The organism is Mesonia algae (assembly GCF_003253545.1).
GTDB classification, from domain to species: domain Bacteria; phylum Bacteroidota; class Bacteroidia; order Flavobacteriales; family Flavobacteriaceae; genus Mesonia; species Mesonia algae.
In genome coordinates, this window is sequence record NZ_QKYV01000001.1 from 110,628 (window position 1) to 133,255 (window position 22,628).

General features: G+C 34.1%; 17 protein-coding genes. 1 reads left to right on the forward strand and 16 read right to left on the reverse strand.

Annotated elements, in window-relative coordinates:
* Positions 1-278: 278 nt before the first annotated feature.
* The 14 genes from wecB to LX95_RS00580 all read right to left on the reverse strand — a co-directional run bounded on the left by wecB (position 279) and on the right by LX95_RS00580 (position 17,636).
* A complete protein-coding gene (wecB, locus tag LX95_RS00510; protein ID WP_111539467.1) occupies positions 279-1,412 on the reverse strand; it encodes a non-hydrolyzing UDP-N-acetylglucosamine 2-epimerase in 1,134 nt (377 codons plus the stop codon).
* Positions 1,413-1,415: 3 nt separating this feature from the next.
* The gene (locus LX95_RS00515) at positions 1,416-1,838 is read right to left on the reverse strand and encodes a cupin domain-containing protein (protein ID WP_111539468.1); all 423 of its coding nucleotides are present in this window, start codon (positions 1,836-1,838) and stop codon (positions 1,416-1,418) included.
* 13 nt (positions 1,839-1,851) lie between these two features.
* Positions 1,852-2,997, reverse strand: a complete 1,146-nt coding sequence (locus LX95_RS00520) for a capsular polysaccharide biosynthesis protein CapF (protein WP_111539469.1) — start codon at positions 2,995-2,997, stop codon at positions 1,852-1,854.
* Positions 2,998-3,017: 20 nt separating this feature from the next.
* Positions 3,018-4,025 carry a polysaccharide biosynthesis protein gene (locus tag LX95_RS00525; protein ID WP_111539470.1) on the reverse strand — a complete coding sequence of 336 codons (1,008 nt, stop codon included), beginning with the start codon at positions 4,023-4,025 and terminating at the stop codon, positions 3,018-3,020.
* Positions 4,009-5,229, reverse strand: coding sequence for a glycosyltransferase family 4 protein (locus LX95_RS00530; protein WP_111539471.1), 1,221 nt, complete (start codon positions 5,227-5,229; stop codon positions 4,009-4,011). Before LX95_RS00530 ends, LX95_RS00525 begins: the two co-directional genes overlap by 17 nt.
* Positions 5,230-5,255: 26 nt before the next feature.
* Positions 5,256-6,461 carry a glycosyltransferase family 4 protein gene (locus tag LX95_RS00535; protein WP_170116558.1) on the reverse strand — a complete coding sequence of 402 codons (1,206 nt, stop codon included), beginning with the start codon at positions 6,459-6,461 and terminating at the stop codon, positions 5,256-5,258.
* Position 6,462: 1 nt separating this feature from the next.
* Positions 6,463-7,755 (reverse strand): hypothetical protein, encoded by a 1,293-nt coding sequence (locus LX95_RS00540; protein ID WP_111539473.1) that lies wholly within the window; start codon positions 7,753-7,755, stop codon positions 6,463-6,465.
* Between the two features lie 12 nt (positions 7,756-7,767).
* A complete protein-coding gene (locus tag LX95_RS00545; protein ID WP_111539474.1) occupies positions 7,768-8,493 on the reverse strand; it encodes a hypothetical protein in 726 nt (241 codons plus the stop codon).
* 2 nt (positions 8,494-8,495) lie between these two features.
* Positions 8,496-9,137, reverse strand: a complete 642-nt coding sequence (locus LX95_RS00550) for a nucleotidyltransferase family protein (protein WP_111539475.1) — start codon at positions 9,135-9,137, stop codon at positions 8,496-8,498.
* Positions 9,130-9,345 carry a hypothetical protein gene (locus tag LX95_RS00555; protein ID WP_111539476.1) on the reverse strand — a complete coding sequence of 72 codons (216 nt, stop codon included), beginning with the start codon at positions 9,343-9,345 and terminating at the stop codon, positions 9,130-9,132. The genes LX95_RS00550 and LX95_RS00555 overlap by 8 nt, the downstream gene beginning before the upstream one ends.
* A gap of 7 nt (positions 9,346-9,352) precedes the next feature.
* A complete protein-coding gene (locus tag LX95_RS00560; RefSeq protein ID WP_170116559.1) occupies positions 9,353-10,714 on the reverse strand; it encodes a lipopolysaccharide biosynthesis protein in 1,362 nt (453 codons plus the stop codon).
* A gap of 217 nt (positions 10,715-10,931) precedes the next feature.
* Entirely contained in the window at positions 10,932-12,326 is a 1,395-nt protein-coding gene (locus LX95_RS00565) for a UDP-glucose 6-dehydrogenase (protein WP_111539478.1), read from the reverse strand.
* A gap of 670 nt (positions 12,327-12,996) precedes the next feature.
* Entirely contained in the window at positions 12,997-14,211 is a 1,215-nt protein-coding gene (gene wecC, locus LX95_RS00570) for a UDP-N-acetyl-D-mannosamine dehydrogenase (RefSeq protein WP_111539479.1), read from the reverse strand.
* A gap of 1,265 nt (positions 14,212-15,476) precedes the next feature.
* On the reverse strand, positions 15,477-17,636 hold the full coding sequence (locus tag LX95_RS00580) for a prolyl oligopeptidase family serine peptidase (RefSeq protein ID WP_111539481.1): 2,160 nt from the start codon (positions 17,634-17,636) through the stop codon (positions 15,477-15,479).
* Positions 17,637-18,545: 909 nt separating this feature from the next.
* On the opposite strand from LX95_RS00580, the gene LX95_RS00585 reads away from it, so the two are divergent.
* On the forward strand, positions 18,546-19,448 hold the full coding sequence (locus LX95_RS00585; protein ID WP_111539482.1) for a M20/M25/M40 family metallo-hydrolase: 903 nt from the start codon (positions 18,546-18,548) through the stop codon (positions 19,446-19,448).
* A 1,170-nt stretch (positions 19,449-20,618) separates the two neighbouring features.
* Here the strand turns inward: LX95_RS00585 and LX95_RS00590 are convergent.
* Entirely contained in the window at positions 20,619-21,596 is a 978-nt protein-coding gene (locus tag LX95_RS00590; RefSeq protein ID WP_111539483.1) for an ABC transporter ATP-binding protein, read from the reverse strand.
* Positions 21,597-21,774: 178 nt separating this feature from the next.
* On the reverse strand, positions 21,775-22,560 hold the full coding sequence (locus LX95_RS00595) for a DUF4625 domain-containing protein (RefSeq protein WP_111539484.1): 786 nt from the start codon (positions 22,558-22,560) through the stop codon (positions 21,775-21,777).
* Between the last annotated feature and the right edge of the window lie 68 nt (positions 22,561-22,628).

The following is a 22,628-nucleotide window of genomic DNA, read 5'->3' on the forward strand; positions in this document are numbered from 1 at the left end:
GTTTATTAAAAAAAACTTGAATATTTACTTTTTTAAATCTTGCCAAGATAAAGTAATATTTATTAATAATGTTTTTTCGAATTCATTTCAAACTCACTAATGAAAAGAGGATCTCTTGAAGCAATAATAACCAATATTTTTAATTAATCTTTGAATCTCCAAATATTAATAAGAATTTATTTAATATATTATAATGACTTTTAGGGTCATAACTGGTTTTGACTTTTTCTAGGATAAATAAGAATTTGGACTTAACTCAATGAAAATGAAATTTCATATTATTTACTCCAAACTACCCGATTAATATAATCTGTATAACTAATAATAATGCGAACCACTTTTTCAGAAACGTTAGGCATACTATAATCCGCTACCTCCCTAAAGTTGCGTTCACCTTCTATTTTTTGCCTTTCTAATTGCACCAAGCCTTGAAGTATTCTTTCTGCATTCATACCCACCATCATAACCGAGGTCTCTTCCATAGCCTCAGGACGTTCGTGAGCTTCTCGTATGTTAAGTGCTCTAAAGTTTAATATAGAAGATTCTTCACTGATGGTACCAGAATCGGAAAGAGCTGCAAATGAATTCATTTGCAAGGCATTATAATCATGAAAACCTAAAGGCTTTAAAAACTTGATATTATTATGTGTCTCCATCTTTTTCTTTTCAAGCATTTTCCTCGTTCTTGGATGTGTAGAAACGATAACAGGATATCCATATTTTTCTGCTATTATATTTAAGCTTTCCATAAGACCTTTAAAATTTTTATCAGAACTAATATTTTCTTCCCGATGGGCAGAAACCACAAAATATTTTCCTTGTTCTAACTCTAATTTATTTAACACCCTTGATCTTTTAATTTGAGGTAAATAATAATTTAATACCTCAAACATTGGTGAACCTGTTTTGATCACACGATCTGAAGGCAAACCTTCTCTTAATAAATATTCACGAGCAATATCACTATAGGTTAAATTTACATCTGCGGTATGATCAACTATTTTCCTATTGGTCTCTTCTGGCACCCTCTGATCAAAACATCTGTTTCCTGCTTCCATGTGGAAAATTGGAATTTTTCTTTTCTTGGCTGCAATTGCACACAAACAAGAGTTGGTATCTCCTAAAACTAAAAATGCATCCGGTTGTATTTCCTCTAAAATAGGGTTTATATTTATTAAAATTTGACCTGCGGTTGTGGTTGCATTAGAACCTGCAGCATTCAAAAAATGATTGGGTTTACGTATGCCGAGATCTTCAAAAAATACTTCATTTAATTCATAATCATAATTTTGACCGGTATGTACTAGGATATGCTCTATGGCCTCAGAAGAATCCAATGCCAATAAAACTCTTGAAAGTCTTATAATTTCTGGTCGAGTTCCTACAACGGTGATCACTTTTAATTTCTCCATGTTTTATAATTTTGTAAAATAATTTTCATTAAATCTATATTCATCATTGACCTCTCCAAGCATATAATCTGACATGGCCAATAATTTAGAATTTTCTACTAATGCTTGTATACTCGTTACAAATCCTGGGGGGACATATAAAATATGAAGTCCTTTATCATCAATTTGAAATGTGATAATTTCGGACTTAGGGTCTGGCTCTTGCCAATTATTAATTCTGACTAATTTTATTTCAAAATTTCCCTGTATAACGCTAAACCATCTTTTTTCAATTTTATGTCCTTGCCAAGCCCGAATGAATTCCAGTTCTTTATTTTCAATCGTATATATGCGTTTTACCTCTATTGCATTAAACTTGTTATTGAATTGAATTTCCCCTCGATCGTCGCGATGATTATTTCCTTTGATAATTTGAGGCTCTCTCATATACAACTAGCTATTAGACCACTTCAAAATAAGTATCTGGACGCTTAGGGTCAAAAATTTCATTGACCCACATTACGGTAACCATATCTGATTCTCCCAAATTTTCAATATTGTGTGTATAGCCAACCGGAATATCTAAAACCTCTAACTTGTTGCCCGAAACAAAATATTCAATCACCTTAGATGGTTCATCTACTCTTCTAAAACGTATGGCACCTTTTCCTGAAACTACTAAAAACTTCTCATTTTTGGTATGATGCCAATGATTGCCCTTTGTAATTCCTGGTTTAGAGATATTAACAGATACTTGTCCTCGATCTGATGACTTTATAAACTCGGTAAAAGAACCTCTTTCATCTATATTCATCTTTAGAGGATAGGAAAACTGATCTTCTGGCAAGTAACTTAAATAAGTAGAATAAAGTTTTTTGGTGAAAGGATCTGAAAATTTAGGAACCTGTAAAGTTTTTCGACTTTCTTTAAAGGATTCTATTAATTCTACTATGCTACCTAATTTAATTTTACGTTCGCTAGAAACCTTGTAGTAATTTTCAGTTTTATTTTCTGAAATATTTAAACAGTTAAGTAACTCTTTCACCACATCATCAATATACACTAAGGTCATATCTACATTTGGATTATTAACTTGTATGGGTAAATCGTGAGTTATATTATGACAAAAAGTTGCTACCGCACTATTATAATTAGGTCTACACCATTTACCAAAAACATTTGGAAATCGATAAATAAAAAGCTCAGCACCAGTTTCTTGGCTGTATTTTAAAAGTAAGTCTTCTCCAGCCTTTTTAGATTTACCATAAGGATTATCTAATGTTGCTTGGATAGAAGATGAAATCATAATAGGGCAAGCATTTTGGTGTTTTTTTAAAAGTGAAAGTAAATCTTTTGTAAAACCATAATTTCCTTCCATAAATTCTTTTTCTTCCCTAGGCCTATTTACTCCAGCCAAATGAAAAATAAAGTTAGCTTCTTTGCAATATTCATCTAATAAACTTACATCGGTATTTCTATTAAATTCAAGTATGCTAAGTTCAGAACTGATATGTGCACATGTAGATTTCTTTTCTTTAATGTTATTAAGTTCTGCTACTAAGTTTTTTCCTATAAATCCTTGCGAACCTGTAATTAGTATTTTCATAAATTAACTGAATCTAGTTTCTATTTCATCATTTCTTGCACAATCGGCAAAGACTTTAAGAGTTTTTTCATTCCCTCCACATCTTGCTGTTGGGTGTTAGATGAGTTATAATCTTCAATTTCTGCAATAGTCTCACTCCCTTCTGAAAAGTACTTATCATAATTTAAATCACGATTATCTGCAGGTATTCTATAAAACTCCCCCATGTCCTCAGATTTGGTCATCTCCTCCCGCGTACATAGAGTTTCGTATACTTTTTCCCCGTGACGTGTTCCAATAATTTTTATGGGAGCATCTGATTTGCACAGTTCTTTAATAGCTTGAGCTAAGTCTCCTATCGTTCCTGCAGGTGCTTTATTCACAAACAAATCACCAGAATTAGCATTTTCAAAAGCAAATAGCACCAATTCTACCGCCTCGTCTAAAGACATCAAGAACCGTGTCATATTAGGATCTGTTATCGTTAATTCTTTCCCTTCTTTAATTTGTTGTAAGAACAATGGAATAACAGATCCTCTTGATGCCATTACATTTCCATACCTCGTTAAACAAACCGTGGTATCTTTTAAGTTTCTTGAGGCAGCAATAGCCACCTTCTCCATTAAAGCTTTCGATATACCCATGGCGTTAATAGGGTAAGCTGCCTTATCTGTACTTAAACAGATTACTTTTTTTACTTTATTAAATGCTGCGGCATCAATCACATTTTGAGTACCCATCACATTGGTTCGTGTTGCTTCTAATGGAAAAAACTCACAAGAAGGTACTTGCTTTAATGCGGCTGCATGGAATACGTAATCTACTCCCCTCATCGCTCTTTCAATACTGTCATAGTTCCTTACGTCCCCAATATAAAATTTAAGTTTTTCACTTTGTAAGACGTTGCGCATATCATCTTGTTTTTTTTCATCTCGTGAAAAAATACGGATTTCTGAAAAATGATCCGTATGTAAAAACCGATTGAGCACTGCATTTCCAAATGAACCAGTACCTCCAGTAATTAGAAGTGTATTACTTTTTATGTTCATAATAAATTCTTTCTAAAAAATGATATAACTTTTTACTTTGTATATTTTTATTGAAATATTTTTCTGCTATTTCCTTCCCCTTTAGACCTACTTCTTTTGCTTCAGTAGGTTCCTCTAAAGCAAAGCTTAATACTTGTGCAAAAGCATTAATCGACCCTGGCTCAGCAAAGTAAATAGATTTTTTATCTTCGAGATAATCTGGGATTTCACCCACCGACGTAGCGCAAACTGGATTACCTGTTGCTAAATATTCTCCTAATTTCGTAGGAAAACCACCTTGTGCTTGTTTAGAGTCTGGTCTTGGTAATACTAATAATTTGGCATTGCTAATAATTGAAGGTATTAAATCCCTAGAATATTCTCCCATCCATTTTATTCTTTTAGCTTGATTCAACTCCTTAATACGTGATTGATGACTTGGTGTATCGTAATTCCAAGCTCCAACTAAATAAAGATTTAATGAAGGATAATTATAAGAAATTTTATTAAAAGCTTCAATCAAAATATTTACCCCATCTTTAGCATCATTCATAACTCCTACAAATGCTATATAAGGGCTTTTGAATTCTTCTGGAGGAGTGTTTCTTACTTTAAACCTATCCAGATCTACTGTCATGGGCAAATGAAATAATAAGGGAACATCTTTAAAACTATTATAATGATTAATGAGATTTTTTGTCATCAAAATTAAACCATCCAATTTGTTTATATATTTCTTCTCAAAAAATTGTTGTTTAACAGTCCCCAATCTTTTCTGCAAAACATTGCCTTTATTATCATGATGAATATCAAGAAACTCACTCATTTCGGAAATTAGTTTAAAAGCTTTATTTGGAAATGAAGCAATAATCTTCCATAACATTAAATCATTTTCAGACCAAACAATTCCTTCAAAACCATTTAATTCCTTATAAATTTTTCTCTTATTTGCTACGAGATTGAAGTGGCTACTAATATACTTGTAATATCTTTTTTTCCAGATTGTATCTACTATTTTAGAATTAAAATAATTCAATTTCACACCATCGATTTCTGTATTGGTTTGAAATTTTCTCTTTTCCTCAACACTTTTGTAATTTCCAATAATAAAAATTTTAACTTCTACGCCTAGATTATTTAATCCTTCAATTAAGGTCAGCCATCTGTTTCCTGTTGCCGACGAGGAATAATATGGATTAGAGTTTATAAAAATTTTAACTTGCATGAAGACTATTTTTTTAATGTTGAAAACTATTTGAAATTATCACGTCCATTCATTAACTCTAGGTAAACCTCCTCTACTTTTTTAGTATTTATTTCAGGGTTAAAAAGTTCATTTGATTTTTTTCGACCATTCTCTCCCATTTTTTTTAATTTCTCCGGTCTATTAACTAATGTATTTATAGCTTTAGCCAAAGCTTTTGCATCACCATTTTTAAATAGTATTCCGTCGACAGCATCATTTACAATTTCATCCATACCTAATATATCCGAAGCAACAACTGGTTTACCATAGGCAAAAGCTTCTATAACAGGTCTTGAGAAATGCGGTACTGTAAAAGGAGAAACTACCAGACTGCTCTCATAAAGAGTAGACGCTATAGAAGGTAGAGCACCAATTATATTAACATTTTCAAAATTTGATATATTAATCAATTTATTTCTTAATTTATATGCTGAAGGATAACATAATTTGTAAACTATCTTCTTAAATTTTCCTATTGGCTTTAATTTTGGATATTGACCCATCATATTTATTTGAATACTTTTATCAATCACAGGTATCGCATCCAGTAAGACACTAATTCCTTTAATTTTAGCCCAACCACCTACATATAGTATACTTTTCACTCCGCGACCAATCTTTTGCCCATTGGGAATATCGATAAAATTGTAAACTATTTTTGTTTTTTGAGGTAAGTTTATTCTATCCGCATTATCTTTACTAATAGCTATGACCATATCAGCATACTTTGCAACTTCAGAACGAATAAAGTTATATCTAAAACCAAATCTTCCTTTTGAAATTGGCTCTTGAATGTGATAGATTACTTTACCCTTTTTACTTGCCGGATAAATCCAGTCACTTAACACTGAAGAATTTAAATGAACAATATCATAATTAAATCCTTTTAACACCTTAGACGCATAAACATATTTACTTAAAAACCATGATATAAAAACCTTTGATATAGTTAACACCTTAAATAATTTTATTTTACCAGCATCAGTATGAGATAAATAGCGATATTTATTTAGATAAAAACTTGATGTACATAAAGTAAAAGGTATGTTAAGCTCTAGCAATCTATTCTTAACCACAGAATCTTTTAATAGCAAAACATGAGGTTCAAATTTTGTTTTATCCAGTTTATTAATAATGTTTATCATATTAATAGGTGCCCCACCCCAACCAGCTGCGTGATGTATAAATAAAATTTTAATTTTGTTTTTCATATTATGTTCTATTTGATTCAGCAATCCCATAACATATGCCTGTAAGTCCTAAAAATGTAAAACTAAACATAGGCATTAATACAGCTTGGCCGACAATACCTTCCGCAATTCCTAACCCAAGTAAAGTGGCGCTAAGTATTAGAAGAAATGAACTCGTAACATTTTTAAAGACTATATGCAGTTTTGTTATAATTATCATATATACACAAGTTAGATAGGCGCCGATAATTATTCCATAATTTCTCATCATTTCAAGCCCTATATTGTGCATCCCAAATTCTATTTCGTCTATTTTTCCACCTTTAGCAGATATATAACTATAAGAAGGCACCTCGCCAGTTGGCCAATAATGAAGAGAATTTACTAAAAAATCCCAACCGCCTTTCCATAAGATTGCCCTATCATCGAAAGTTTTAAATTTAAGATAAGCCATAAAAGAATTAAGATCATTTATTTTATAATCCGCTACATTGAAGTTTTGACGCATAGTGAAATCATCAATACTATATATGGCTAATATCATTAAAATGATGACAATTACACCAATTCTTGGTTTTGTCAACATATTAAAAAACAATTTATAATCTTTAATATAAAATAGTAATATCGAAATTGCAATTATTGCACTAAAAATAGGGGTGAATTTTAAACCATAAGGTATACCAATTAAAAGGACGAAAAGAGCACTCCATGTTTTTAGGTTTTTCCGGACTTTCAATTTAGCTCCTAAAAAATTAGCTACTAAAATGGTTATCGCCAATGGTAAAGCTAGCCAAAATAATCTAATGATAATTTTTTGTGGTGAAGGTAGATACATTATTAATGGCATAAGAAATATGATTAATATTATCGCTCGCCAATGATTTTTATTAACCTTATTAGCAAGTAAAATACCATAGAAAAAACCAAAAAAACTTAAAAAAAAACTTAAATATTGAAGAGAGAGTGATATACCATACTTTTTTAAAAAAATTCCTTCATAAAAAAAAAATAAAAAAACAGGAAGTAATATTATAAGTGCTTTAAATATCAAAGTAACTCTATATTTTTTTAATTTTTTATAATTAGCCATAGATATCCAAATACACGAAAAGAGCAAAACCAGAGAAACTGTATTTCCCGGAACAGCATGTATTATTAAAGCTGGTAAGTAATTAGGGTTTTTCGAAAACAGCAGGTAAAGCACATAAGGGAGAAGAGCTAATTTAAAAACTTCTCCCATATAATAATGAATAGGTAAGCATAAGAATGCAATAATTACATGAAGAAGTATTGTTTGTTGCTGTTTATTCATTTGATAAATTTTCTAACCAACAAATTTCTTGATAATTCTGTATATTCTTCCAATTATTCTTCTTATTACCGCCATTATCGCGTGATGAAACACCTTAATCCACGGACGCTTTGGGACATTATATTTACTGTTTTTAAAGTGAAACCTAATGATTGGAATATCACCCTTAAATCCGTTATAAATTAAGGAAGAGGCTCTATGCTGCCCATCTCTTATAATATTTTGATTGTTAAATAAAATGATATACTTATCGTTGTAAGGATATCCCTTTGTTCTTATAAGGTCATTAATATCTTTGACCCTTTCATGATTAGATTTGCCAAACAAATTTATTTGATTATAAGAATTATTTTCTTCTTTATCGCCTCGCAAAGCTCTAAGTACTCGGGACTGGTTAATCGGTTTTAATACAGGCAAACTTAAAAATCCTTGTCTTTGGATAATCAGTTTTTCTATTTCTATATTCTCTATAGTTACTTTTTTTAAATCTGGTAAAAAACTTGATATAGATTGAATAAATGAAGGATCAAAATATTTGAGTTCAAAGTTTTTAATGTCAATTAATTCTTCAAGAGAATTTTCTATAACCTTTTCAAGATTCAAAAATTCTTTAGTATTCAAATCTATTCTTAAATCATTATAATGCAAATGAATAGATTCTCCGATATTATCTTCAACAACAAATTTATTTTTAGTATGAGCGCTTTTTGATAATATTATAACTGCAGGATTGCTCATTTTTAATAATCTTTAAAGGTTAAATACTCATTTATGATAGTATTATATTCTTTGTGTTTTACTTTTTTTAATAATGTATATCTAAACTTAAAAAAAACCAAATCCAAATATTCCGCAAGAACATCTTTATTAGATAATGGATATATTTCATCAATCCTTGAAATATAACCCTTAGTAAAAATTTTTTTATCAAAAATACACCTAGTCAAAAGATGTACCATCTCGATTTCATAAGATAACAAATATTTCCAAGGTGAATTATGCACTTCTCTTTTATATCTCCATACATTATCTTGGATTTTTTGATCAAGAGGTATCCATTGTCTAGTTATAATACTTCGACAAGCTAGTTCATAAGCAACATCTATATGTAGTCCCTTTAAATTATAAAAATCGAAGGCATTCATAGAGTACAAATATGGTACCCTCCTATGTGGATGTTTAATTTTCTCCCATTTATTTTCTAGCAAAACGTTTTCCAACTTTTGCTTATCTTGAATTTTGACAATAATGTCAATGTCCTTTGTCTTTGAGAGATTATCAGGAAGTTCATTCCCAATATTTCTCAAAAGGATATAATTAATATTATTCTTATTTAAAATTCCAAAAAAAGAAATAATTTCTTGCTTATCGAACTTATTCATTTATTTTTTTTAATATTTTAAAATTGTTTATAGCCTCTAAGAAAACAGAACTAATAGTTATAAATTCAGCTTCTGTAAATTGAATTCTCCCTTTTTCATTTTGTAGATGAATCATTCTAGGTTGGTAAATACTATTTGCTTTATTTAGTTCAATTTCGAAGTTAAAACCATCTTCTTTTTTTACTAAAACTTTTATTATTTCCCCCATAATTTAATTATTTGAACCAAGTCCCTTCTGCTTTATTATTTATTATTTTATTTACTTGAATTATATAAAAAGGAGATGATAATATACTAAATAATACAGTAGTGACCATTACACCTGCTACTCCTAGCGGACTTTTCAAAAACAGAATAGCGATAGGTATGAATAAAGCGATTTTAAATATAGTAATTCTTATACTCAATACAAGTTTCCCAAAACCATTAATAAATTGTGAATAAGGGGATAAGATAACTGTAACTATTGCATAAAACATCATAGAAATATTTAAAACGGTTGGTATTTCAATTGCATCATTTAACCAAATTCTATAAACCCAATCTCCAATAAAGTACATTAAAATAATTCCTAATACAAAAAGTACTGAGAGAATATTTAATTTCCTCAATACATTCTTTAACCAATGCATATCTCCTTTAACATATGCATCTGTCGTAGCTGCCCAAATCGGCGTCATTACAATCCCATATACCATCACTGGAGCTTGAAAATATTTCAAAGCTATGTTATATTGAGCTACTTCTTCAGGCCCCAAATACTGTATGATCAAAAAACTAGAAAGAGAAAATAAAACTAGACGAGAAATTTGAATAAAAAAAAACTTTCCTCCTAATACACTTAATTCTCTCACATGCTTTATTTTAACCAACCTATAACTTGGTTTAAGATCTTTATACCTTATACCAAATAATATTATAGTTGCAATACATAAAACTAATACCGGCGTAAAACTTAAAATAAAACCAAGAAGTACCAAGTTACTTTGTGTAGTTTTTATTAAAATTAATATTGCTATTAAACTTAAAACACTAGCAATGGGTGCAAAAAATTTATTAATTGCTGGCTCTTGTTTAGCATCCGAAACTACTTCAATAATTTTGAGTATAAACCTCAAAAAAAAGAATGTAAAAACTACCAGTGCTAACAAACTTAATTCTCTTTCTGAAATACTTTTTACATTTAATATTTTTTTCCATTCCAGAATAGGGTTTATACTATATAAAACAACTAATAAAATAAAAAAGACTCCTGAAAGAATTGCATAGGTTGTACTAATATATTCTCTCGCTAAGATTTTATTATCTTTACTTAATGCTATAACCAAATTATTTTTTAGACCTTTACCTAATCCTCCGTCAAAAAAAGTAAACCACCCAACAATTGAGGTCATCGTTAACCATATCCCATACCTCTCAGCGTCAAGATATTCTAAAAGTAAAGGAACAAATATAAAACTTATAGCAATAGCTAAAACACTAGCTGCAAAAGATAATAGAATATTTTTCTTTGCCTTAATTGATCTTACATTCCCTTCTTTTAAGAAAGTATTAAGATTTTTTATTATTTTTTTCAACTTTATATTTTATTATTATCAATGTGTGACCCACCTTTATCGTCAGGTTTGCTTTTTGCTCATCACTTTAATATTTTTTTATCAAAAGATTATTTCCACACACGAAATAATGATCTGCAAACTATCTTAAAAGAGCTCTCCTTCCCGTTGGCTAATATCTTGCTTAAATAACTCTTGATCTCTTCCTATTAAAGATAATATATCCATTTGCTACTTTTTACCCTCCAATCACAAAGTAATTAAAGCCTATGTTTTTCATTTTTTCTTCGTCCAAAATCCCTCGCCCATCAAAAATAAAGGCAGGTTTTGGCATCTGGTCGTATATTTTTTGCCAGTCTAGTTTTTTAAATTCATCCCACTCTGTTAAAATCGCAATGGCGTGAGCTTCTTGACAACACGCATACGCATCAGGAGTAGTGGTTAAGTTTTCTTTATTCTCTTGTTCTGTACGGGATTGTAGGTAATTTAAGTCCCGTTGCATCTGCGTTTCTTTTACCTGAGGATCATAGACCGTAATCTTGGCTTGTTCGTCTAACAATTTATCGGCTACATAGATAGCTGCCGATTCTCGGGTATCATTGGTGTCTTTTTTAAAAGCCCAACCTAAAAAGGCGATCTTTTTATCGGCTACCGTATTGAATAAGGTGCTTACGATCTTTTCGGCAAAGCGGTTCTTTTGGTGGTCGTTCATAATAATTACCTGCTCCCAATAATCTGCCACTTGTACTAAGCCTAAAGACTTAGCGATATACACCAAATTAAGGATATCTTTTTGAAAGCAAGAACCTCCAAATCCTACCGAAGCATTTAAAAATTTAGGTCCGATCCTCGAATCCATTCCAATGGCTTTCGCCACCTCTCCAACATCAGCTCCCGTGGCTTCACAGAGTTCTGATATGGCATTGATGGAAGATACACGTTGTGCTAAAAAAGCATTCGCGGTTAATTTAGATAACTCTGAAGACCATACGTTGGTGGTCAAAATACGCTCTTCGGGTAACCAGGCTTTATAAATATTCACTAAGGCTTGAATCGCTTCTTCTCCTTCCGGACTTTGTTCTCCTCCGATCAAAACGCGATCTGCGGCTTCTAAATCTTGGATAGCAGTTCCCTCAGCTAAAAATTCGGGATTGGAAAGAATTTGAAAATTCACTCCGTTTCCTGTTTCTGATAAAATGGTTTTGATAGCTTGTGCGGTACGTACTGGTAAGGTTGATTTTTCAACCACAATTTTATCGCTTGTCGCTACGCGAGCGATTTGTCGGGCACATAACTCTACATACTTCAAATCGGCTGCCATACCCTTGCCTTTTCCGTAGGTTTTGGTAGGGGTATTCACTGAAATAAAAACCATATCTGCTGCCGCTATAGCCTCATCTACCTGTGTAGAAAAAAAGAGGTTTTTACCACGGGCTTTTTGCACCACTTCAGGTAAACCTGGTTCGTAGATAGGGAGATTCGTTAAATCTTCATCATTCCACGCTTTAATTCGCTCTTCGTTGATATCGACTACCGTTACCTTTATGTTTGGATTCTTACTAGCGATCACCGCCATGGTAGGTCCACCTACATATCCTGCGCCGATACAGCAGATATTATTTATTTTAGTCATCTAATGATATTCTTAATATATAATTCAATTCTCTTCCCGAATTATGTTGGTATAACCCAAAATTGAGCATCTGAATTTATTCCATTTTTATTCTGAGTGCGAATTTAGCTGATTATTATGAATTTAATTCCTTTGAACGGACAAAATTTACGGATTATCGCCAAGTATGACACCGAAATCTATCTGTTCACCAGTCTCTTATCACATATTTTACTATTTTTTAAAGTTTTGTTATTATTAGAATAAGACTTGCTTAGGAAAGCGGTTAGCGGTTAGCGGTTAGCGGTTAGCGGTTAGCGGTTAGCGGTTAGCGGAAAATAGGAGATCTGGGTTAAACGGACATAGTTTTTTTTAACATTTTTAGAAGCTATGAAACAGATTCCTCCACAAGTCGGAATGACTACTAGTATGGTGTCATATTGAGCGTAGCGCAGTGGAGTCGAAATATCTTCTTATTAAAATTCTAACTCCTTTTTAAAAAGATTTCTCAGTTGAGCCTTCTTCGAAATTACAGGAAGAAAAGAACTTGTCATGCAGAACGGAACAACGTGAAGGGAAGCATCTTTCCATTAGTACCTTGAATTCCTCTTTAAAAAGATTTCTCAGTCCTTCGTCCATTGAAATGACAGAGAAAAGTCTCCTATATCGAAAACAGGTTTGAAGATAGATTCTAGGCTTTATTTAAAACTCCACAAAAATCTAATACGACTTGATTTTCATTTAAGCTTACCTCTTTAAACTCTTGATGTGCGACTAAGAAAGCAACGATATCGGCTTTCTCGATGGCTTCTTGATAAGGAGTAATTTTAAATACCTGATGACTTGTTATATTAGGTTCTACGATATAATAATTTTCATCTTGTGCGTCTTGTAATACTTTCTGTACGATGTATTTGGCAGGCGATTCTCTTAAATCATCAATATTGGGTTTAAAAGCTAAGCCCATTAGAGCAATAGACGGCTTTCTTCCGTGTTTGAGCTGAAAGTCATGCTTCGCTGTTTTGATCTGCTCGGCACACCAAAAGCTTTTGTAATTGTTGATCTCTCTCGCTTTTCCAATAATCTGCGACTCCATTGGAAACTCTGAAGTGATGAAGTAAGGATCTACAGCAATGCAATGTCCGCCTACTCCGCAACCTGGTTGTAAGATATTTACTCGGGGGTGTTTATTTGCTAAATGTATCAACTCCCACACATTGATATCCGCTTTAGCGCAAATTAAAGACAACTCATTCGCAAATGCAATTTGCACATCCCGACTTGAATTTTCGGTGAGTTTACACATTTCTGCGGTACGGGCATTGGTGGCATGCAACTCTCCTTTTACAAATGCACGGTAGAAATCGATGGCCTTTTGAGTACTTGCCTCATCCACTCCTCCAATCACTCGGTCGTTATGAACGAGCTCGTGCATCACATTTCCAGGCAGCACACGTTCAGGGCAGTAAGCGATATGAATTTCACCTTCCAGTTCAGGACGCTCTGCATAGATCAATTTCATCATCTTTTCGGTAGTTCCCACTGGGGAAGTGGATTCGATAATATATAGATCGCCTTTTTTCAACAACGGAATTACCGCTTTAGTAGCAGCTTCTACATACGAAATATCGGGCTCGTGGTTTCCCTTAAAAGGGGTAGGTACTACAATCAGATAGGTATCTGCCTCTTTAGGCTTGGTGTCGGCTTTAAAAAAGCCTTCTTTCACTGCTTTGGCTAAGATCCCCTCTAAGTCGGGTTCTACAATATGGATCTTCCCTTGATTAAGGGTTTCTACAACTTTTGGATTAATATCTACTCCCCAAACGTTTACTTGATTGGAAGCTATTAAAGCGGAAGTGGGTAGGCCTATATAACCTAATCCTATGGTAGTAACTGCTGGTGTCAATGTCTTTCTTTTTAAATCAGGGGGCTAAGATATAAGCTTTTGAGTGAATTGAAAGTGAATTCATGTATTATTTTTAAGCTTTATAGGTGCATGACTACTAACTTCCAAATACTTAGACGGGTTATAAACATCTAGACAGGATTTAAAATTGAGGTAATAAAAAAGTTTACTTGCGGAATGACATTCGCTTACTGTCATGCAGAACGGAACAACGTGAAGGGAAGCATCTTTTTAATTAATATCTTGAATTCCTCTTTAAAAAGATTTCTCAGTCGTGCCTTCATCGAAATGACAGACATAAAATAACCTGTCATGCAGAATGGAGAGAAACGAAATGAAGCATCTTTTAATTAACACTCTGAATTCCTCTTGATGCAGATTTCTCAGTCCTTCGTCCATCGAAATGACAGACATAAATAACCTGTCATGCAGAATGGAGAGAAACGAAATGAAGCATCTTTCTCCTTAATAACTTGAACTTCTTTTCAAACAGATTTCTCAGTCCGTTGTCCATCGAAATGAGAAGTTTGAGATTTGCAACCCAACCTTCCCAATCTAGATACAGGAACTTAAACTGCATACTCCCTCACTAAATTTTAGATTATATCAAACCTATTTTACTTTTTGCATTACCCAAAAGGCTTCTTTTTCTTTTTTATCGCTAAAAAAACCTCTTCGATAGAAGATGCACAAACTCCAATAAAATAGCAATGCGTGAGCTAAACAAAAATCTAGACTGACTAAAAATCCATAAAAAAATCCTACGGAATCCTCAGCCACAAATGAAAAGAGCTCATCCTCCTTATCAGTCGGTCTCAAACAGCTTTTCATTTTCTAGCCCTCGCTGCTTCCTTGATTTTCAATATATTTTTAGATAGGTCGTTTCTTCCGTTTACAAATAGCATTCGTCCATTGAAATAACAAAATTGTCGGAATGACAATCGTTTACTGTCATATTGAGCGCAGCGCAGTGGAGTCGAAATATCTTCTTATTAGCACTTTGAATTCCTTTTTATAAAGATTTCTCAGTCGTGCCTTCATCGAAATGACAAACTTGACGGAATGAAAATCGCTTACTGTCATATTGAGCGTAGCGAAGCGAAGTCGAAATATCTTATCATTAAAAACCCTAACCTCTCTTTAAAAGGATTTCTCAGTCGTGCCTTCATCGAAATGACAGACTTGTCGGAATGACAAACTTACTAGCATTGACAATTCCGAGTCCGCTTGAATCACTAGTCCGATAGATGATTTTGATACGTTATCTATTTTTTTATTTCAGATAAATTTTTAATTCCCATATTCCAAAGGGTAAAACCATAAATATCGGCGTATTGCTCAATGGTTTTACTTACCGGAGTCCCAGCACCATGACCTGCGTTGGTTTCCACACGAATTAATACGGGGTTACTTCCAACTTGTTTGGCTTGCAGTTCTGCCGCAAATTTAAAACTGTGCGCTGGCACTACACGATCGTCATGATCTCCCGTCGTCACTAAGGTGGCTGGATATTCAGTTTCTGCTTTTACATTATGAACCGGAGAATACTTATATAAATATTCAAACATTTCTTTAGAGTCTTCGGCCGTACCATAGTCATAAGCCCAACCTGCACCCGAGGTAAAAGTATGGTAGCGTAACATATCTAACACACCTACTGCAGGTAAAGCCACTTTCATAAGCTCTGGACGCTGAACCATGGTGGCACCCACTAGCAATCCTCCATTGGATCCTCCACGAATCGCCAAGTAATCACTAGAGGTATATTTCTTATCGATTAAATATTCCGCAGCAGCGATAAAATCGTCAAACACATTTTGCTTTTTAGTTTTAATTCCGCCATCGTGCCATTCTTTTCCGTATTCTCCACCCCCACGAAGATTAGCTACCGCATAAATACCGCCTTGCTCCATCCATACGGCATTGCTGATGCTAAAAGAAGGTGTCAGACTTATATTAAATCCGCCATAAGCATACAGAATGGTAGGATTTTTCCCGTTGAGTTCTACTCCTTTTTTGTAAGTAATCATCATAGGAACTTGAGTCCCGTCTTTTGAGGTATAAAATACCTGCTTACTTTCGTAATCAGCTGAATTGAAATCTATTTGAGGCTGACGAAATAATTCTGAAGTCCCTGCTTCAATATCATACTTATATATACTCCCTGGTGTCACATAGTTGGTAAAAGAAAAATAAAGCTCTTTCTCGTCTTTCTTCGTGCCAAAACCTCCAACGCTGCCCAAACCTGGAAGCTGTACCTCTCTAACCAGATTCCCCTCATAGTCGTATTGTTTTACGGCAGAAACTGCATCTTCCATGTATTCTGTAAAGAAATAACCTCCTCCCGTAGATGGACTCAATACATGTTCCGTTTCTGGGATAAAATCTACCCAATTTTCAGGTTGAGGTTGCGCTGCATCAACACTGACAATCTTTTTATTCGGAGCATTTTTATTGGTGACTATAAAGAGTTTGCTCCCTTTATTTTCAATCACATAGGTATCGGTATCGGTATTTCCAATAATGGTAACAAGTTCACTATTGGGCTGTGACAAATCTTTTAAGAAGAGTTTATTTCCCGAGGTAGAGGTACTCGCTCTAATGATTAAATAACGGTTATCTTCGGTCACACTTCCTCCTACATATCGATGTTTTTCTTCTGATGTACCACCATAAATAAGCTGATCTTCTTTTTGTGGAGTTCCCAATTGGTGGTAAAATAATTTATGCTGATCTGTTTTTGCTGAAAGCTCACTCCCCTTAGGCTTATCATAGCTAGAATAATAAAAACCTTCATTCCCTTTCCAAGACATGCCGCTAAACTTCACATCTACTAAGGTATCTTCTATGATCTCTTTAGTTTCCACATTCATCAGCATTACTTTTCTCCAATCACTTCCGCCTTCAGAAATGGAATACGCCAAAGTTTTACCATCTTCAGAAAAACTCATCCCTCCCAAAGAAGTAGTCCCATCTTCACTAAATTGATTGGGATCTAAAAAAACGCTTGCCGTAGCAGGATCTTCTCCAGTTTTATAACGATAAATCACATATTGATTTTGTAAGCCGTCATTTTTACTGAAATAGGTATAATCTCCTTCTTTATAGGGAGCGCCTACTTTTTCATAATTCCACAATGCTGAAAGTCGGTTTTTTAAGGTATCTCGATAAGGGATTTTACTTAAATAATCAAAGGTTACCTCATTTTCTGCTTTTACCCAAGCTTCAGTTTCTTCACTTCGATCATCTTCTAACCAGCGGTAAGGATCTTTTACTTTGGTTCCAAAATAGGTATTGACGGTATCTACTTTTTTTGTTTCAGGGTAGGTTAATGCCATGTCTTTTTCTGCAGTTTCTTGATTTTCTTTTGAATCATTACAAGCGATAAAAGCCAACGCAATGAATGGGAATAAGATTTTTCTCATAGTTAGTTCGTATTGAAGGATTTCAAAGATAATTATGTTTGTTTACATCTTCTAGCTTTTTTGAAATCTTTATGGCGTGTTTTTATTTTATTAGCAGTTAGTGGTTAGTGGTTAGTGGTTAGTGGTTAGTGGTTAGTGGTTAGTGGAAAATAGGAGCTCTGGATTAAACAGTCATAGTTTTTTGTTTTTTAACACTTTGAATTCCTGTTGAAGCAGGTTTCTCCGTCCTTCGTCCATCGAAATGACAAACTTGTTGGAATGACAAACACTCACTGTCATATTGAGCGTAGCGCAGCGGAGTCGAAATATCTTCTTATTAGCACTTTGAATTCCTGTTGAAACAGATTTCTCAGTCGTGCCTTCTTCGAAATGACAAACTTGTCGGAATGACAATCGTTTACTGTCATATTGAGCGTAGCGCAGTGAAGTCGAAATATCTTCTTATTAAAAATTCTAACTCCTTTTTATAAAGATTTCTCAGTCCTTCGTCCATTGAAATGACAGACATAAAAGAACCTGTCATGCAGAACGAAACGCAGTGAAGGGAAGCATCTTTTTAATTAACACTCTGAATTCCTGTTGATGCAGATTTCTCAGTCCTTCGTCCATCGAAATGACAGACATAAAAGAACCTGTCATGCAGAACGAAACGCAGTGAAGAGAAGCATCTTTTCATTAGCACTCTGAATTCCTGTTAAAACAGATTTCTCAGTCCTTCGTCCATCGAAATGACAAACTTGTCGGAATGACAAACACTCCCTGTCATATTGAGCGTAGCGCAGCGGAGTCGAAATATCTTTTTATTAAAATTCTAACTCCTTTTTAAAAAGATTTCTCAGTCCTTCGTCCATCGAAATGACAGACATCAAAAATCCTTGCAAACTTAGTATCTTTATCAAAATTTTTATTATGATAAAATCTCTTACAGGTCTTTTCGTTTTAATTTGCTGCCATGTTTATGCTCAGCAAGAAATTACCGAACAAGAACTAAAACAGCATATTGAATACTTGACTTCCGACGACTTAAAAGGACGTTATCCTGGGACACCCGAAAACGATAGTATCGTCAATTATTTAGTTGAGGATTTTAAATCACATGGTATTCAAACTTTAATACAAGAGTTTCCTGCTGTAATGAGAAAAGACAGTAGCTCCGTTACCACCTGGAATGTCTTAGGTTTTCTAGAGGGTAAAGATCCTCTTCTTAAAGAAGAGGTAGTGATTTTAGGTGCACACTATGATCATTTAGGAACAAAGGGGGATCACATCTATAACGGAGCAGACGATAATGCTAGCGGAACTGCTGCTTTATTAGAAATCGCAGAAAAACTAAAAGCCAACGAACACCTGCTTCAACGCAGTGTTATTTTTATTGCTTTTGGTGCCGAGGAACAAGGTTTATTAGGAAGTAAATTTTTTGTTGGAAATCCCATTGTACCTATAAAAAATATTGTTCTTATGCTCAATATGGATATGTTAGGACATTTAAACGAACAAAAACACGTATATATGGGTGGCGCAGGGACTTTCCCTGGAGGCGTAGAACTCATGAAAAATCTAGGAGAGCGTCTTCAATTAAATCCGATTGTACACGCAGGTTCTGTAGGCGGTTCTGATCATGTTTCCTTTTATCAAAAAGAGATTTCAGTTTTAGGTCTGCATACTGGGGGTCACGAACATTACCACCAACCTACCGATACGATAGAGCAACTTAATATTCCTGGAATAGTACTGACCTCTAATTACATCTACCAAACCTTGATGGAAATCACCTCATCAGATAGAAAAATGGAATTTATCAAACAAGATTGATATCATTTATACTCGGATCTAATCACGCGGAAAGCATTTAAAAATGGAATGAATTTTTAGTTAGAAGTTTCATTTTTTAATGACATATCTTTTAATTTAAAATTCTAACTCCTGCTTAAAAAGATTTCTTAGTCCTGCGTCCATCGAAATGACAGACATAAAATAAGCTGTCATGCAGAACGGAACAACGTGAAGGGAAGCATCTTTTTAATTAATACTCTGAATTCCTGTTGAAGCAGATTTCTCAGTCCTTCGTCCATCGAAATGACAAGTTTGTTGTAATGACAATCACTTACTGTCATATTGAGCTTAGCGCAGCGGAGTCGAAATATCTTTTCTTCGGTTAATGAATAACAATTATAGAAGTTGAGCTCTCACTTGTTAAATATAAATTACATTAATGATTCCTTCATTTTATCTTGATATAAAACGAAGCAAAAGATCAAGACTGACTAAAAATCTATAAAAAAATACTACGGAATCCCCAACCACAAATGAAAAGAACTCATCCTCCTTATCAGTCGGTCTCAAACAGCTTTTCATTTTCTAGCCCTCGCTGCTTCCTTGATTTTCAATATATTTTTAGGTAGGTCGTTTCTTCCGATTACGAAAAGCATTAAGAGGATCGAAAATTGATTGTAAAATTTAAGTTAATACTTATTATTAAAAGTGAAAAATATCATTAGAAAATACACGGCTTATCGAAAATTGCACGTGAAATTTAAAGTAAAAAGGACGTAAAATTTTAAGCTGTTTGAACGTAGTGAGTTCTTAAAATTTAGACCTCGAATGATAAATTTAGAGCAAATTTCGTAAGCCTAGACCTTCCTGCCCGTACCGGTCGGGCGGGTTTGTTACTTTTTCCGGCGATGGGAAAAAGTAAAAATATGATTAGAAATCAAAAATTACTGTCATATTGAGTGCAGCGCAGCGGAGTCGAAATATCTCTTTAACTAACACTCTGAATTCCTGTTGAAGTAGATTTCTCAGTTCTGCGTCCATCGAAATGACAGACATAAAAGAACCTGTCATGCAGAACGAAACGCAGTGAAGGGAAGCATCTTTTTAATTAATACTTTGAATTCCTGTTGAAGTAGATTTCTCAGTCCTTTGTCCATCGAAATGACAGACAGGTTTCTCGACTCGGCTCGAAGTGCCAAGAAAAAATCATTAAGACCCCATTCTTCTTTTTAGAAGTTCTTCATCTACTTGAAGACTTATTCGGGTTCCGGGAGAGATGGCTTTTGGATGGTGAAAAAGAATTTGTTGTTCGTTTTTTTCAGCTTTAGCGATAATCATATAGGTAGACCCATTAAAATAGCTCTGCTCTATTTGAACTTCTAGATGGCCCTGAGCGGATCGCTGTAATTCATGAGGATATAGAAGTACGGATTGGCTATCTAACCCCTTCTTAAAAAGCCTAATATCTAGCACGTTCACCTCATCAAAAAGAGAAGCAACATAAGCATTGGGTGGGGATTGATAGAGCTGCTGCGGAGTATCCTTGGCAATGACCTTACCTTCTCTCATCACCAAGACTTGATCTGAAAAACCCAGCATATCTTTACTATCGTGCGTAGCAAATAAACAGGTGATCTGTTTCTTTTTGAGAAAATTAAATAGGTCCCGACGGAGTTTATTCTTTCTAAAATTATCTATAAAATTAAAAGGCTCATCTAATAATAAAAATTGGGGTTCTTTCGCTAAAACTTGCGCTAGAGCTACCCGTTGTTTTTGTCCGCCACTCAACTTCTTTACATGGGTCTCTGCAAAAGCTTGCATATCGATAACTTGTAGCAATTCGTCTACGCGTTCTTGGTTATAAGCTGCTTTTTGACGGCTTAAAAATTTTTCAATGTTTTGCCTTACGGAAATATAGGGCATCAATTCAAATTCTTGAGGTAAATATTTCATTTGAGGATGCCCCGGAATAAGGTGATAGGCCGGACCTAAAATCTGATCCTTATCCCAAAACAGATCTCCGCTATGCAGATCTATAAGTCCGTACACCGCTTTGAGCAGCGTGCTTTTTCCGCAACCACTTTCTCCGATAACACTCACATGGCTTCCTTTTTCTACGCTAAAGCTGATCTCATGTAAGGTCTCTTGTTCCTCGTAGGCAAATGAAATTTGGTTAACGTATAGCATAGGTTTTTTTTGTAAAGGTAAAGTTTCATGTGGAGAATCTTTATGAAAAGCTTAAGGATAGCCGTTTTCGCTAGGATTTGTGCCTGTTTTTGGAAATAAAAAAACCTCACGATTAACGTGAGGTTTTTTCTATAAGCTTTAGTTCTTATCAGCTTTAAAAAGATACTTTTTAGAAAACTTACAATACTTCAAAATGAACTCCTTCTGCATGCGAATTTCCATCTTCATCTATAATCACAATAGTCATATGGTAATCTCCTGGGGCAGCATTAGCTGGCACTGAAATGTCTTCATGCAACTCAGCTGTAGTTCCTGTATAAGAGGTATAGTTTTGATCAAATTCCCAAGCGATTTGATCTGCTGTTGGGGTTAAATCATGACCGTGAATCTCTATAGATACGGTTTGAATACCATGCTCTGCTTGAAGATCTGCGTGCGCCTCTAAAGTCTCACCCGCTACTACATTAGCTACAGAAATATTGGTAATACTCATCTCGTGATCATCATCACCATGTGCTTCTCCTACCATAATTTCTACAAAAGCTTCACTTTGGTTTCCTGCAGCATCTACTACAAAAATTCCTAAATGATATTCCCCTTCTGCAATATTTTGTGGGATTTCTAAGTGGTCGTGAATATTAAAACTAGTAAGTCCAGCTTCAATGTCGAAAGACTGCGAAAAAGACCAAGGCTCTACATTTGCCGCACTAGTAGATCTTCCATGATCGTGACCGTCAAAGTTATTGTGAATGTCAATCTTATAGGAAGCTAACTCTTTATCGTCTTCTACATCAATATCTAAATGCACTTCTCCTCCTACGTTAAACACTTCTTCTAAAGTAGGTTCATTGATGGTGATAACAGGCGCTTGGTTGTCTAATCCTCCGTTATCATCATCACTACTACAAGAGGTAAAGAATAGGCTTACTAAAGCGATTAATGTTACTATTTTATAATTCTTCATTTTGTTATTTTTAAAATTGTCTATGCCTTTTAGGATTTATCCTTGAGGTCTTACTAGTATGTTTTTGT

Excerpts from the sequence above, each read along its gene's own strand:
- LX95_RS00585 (WP_111539482.1), top strand. The coding sequence starts at position 18,546 with ATGATAAAATCTCTTACAGGTCTTTTCGTTTTAATTTGCTGCCATGTT.
- LX95_RS00525 (WP_111539470.1), bottom strand. The coding sequence starts at position 4,025 with ATGAACATAAAAAGTAATACACTTCTAATTACTGGAGGTACTGGTTCA.
- LX95_RS00545 (WP_111539474.1), bottom strand. The coding sequence starts at position 8,493 with ATGAGCAATCCTGCAGTTATAATATTATCAAAAAGCGCTCATACTAAA.
- LX95_RS00550 (WP_111539475.1), bottom strand. The coding sequence starts at position 9,137 with ATGAATAAGTTCGATAAGCAAGAAATTATTTCTTTTTTTGGAATTTTA.
- LX95_RS00540 (WP_111539473.1), bottom strand. The coding sequence starts at position 7,755 with ATGAATAAACAGCAACAAACAATACTTCTTCATGTAATTATTGCATTC.
- LX95_RS00530 (WP_111539471.1), bottom strand. The coding sequence starts at position 5,229 with ATGCAAGTTAAAATTTTTATAAACTCTAATCCATATTATTCCTCGTCG.
- LX95_RS00520 (WP_111539469.1), bottom strand. The coding sequence starts at position 2,997 with ATGAAAATACTAATTACAGGTTCGCAAGGATTTATAGGAAAAAACTTA.
- LX95_RS00580 (WP_111539481.1), bottom strand. The coding sequence starts at position 17,636 with ATGAGAAAAATCTTATTCCCATTCATTGCGTTGGCTTTTATCGCTTGT.
- LX95_RS00590 (WP_111539483.1), bottom strand. The coding sequence starts at position 21,596 with ATGCTATACGTTAACCAAATTTCATTTGCCTACGAGGAACAAGAGACC.
- wecB (WP_111539467.1), bottom strand. The coding sequence starts at position 1,412 with ATGGAGAAATTAAAAGTGATCACCGTTGTAGGAACTCGACCAGAAATT.
- LX95_RS00595 (WP_111539484.1), bottom strand. The coding sequence starts at position 22,560 with ATGAAGAATTATAAAATAGTAACATTAATCGCTTTAGTAAGCCTATTC.
- LX95_RS00555 (WP_111539476.1), bottom strand. The coding sequence starts at position 9,345 with ATGGGGGAAATAATAAAAGTTTTAGTAAAAAAAGAAGATGGTTTTAAC.
- LX95_RS00515 (WP_111539468.1), bottom strand. The coding sequence starts at position 1,838 with ATGAGAGAGCCTCAAATTATCAAAGGAAATAATCATCGCGACGATCGA.
- LX95_RS00535 (WP_170116558.1), bottom strand. The coding sequence starts at position 6,461 with ATGAAAAACAAAATTAAAATTTTATTTATACATCACGCAGCTGGTTGG.
- LX95_RS00565 (WP_111539478.1), bottom strand. The coding sequence starts at position 12,326 with ATGACTAAAATAAATAATATCTGCTGTATCGGCGCAGGATATGTAGGT.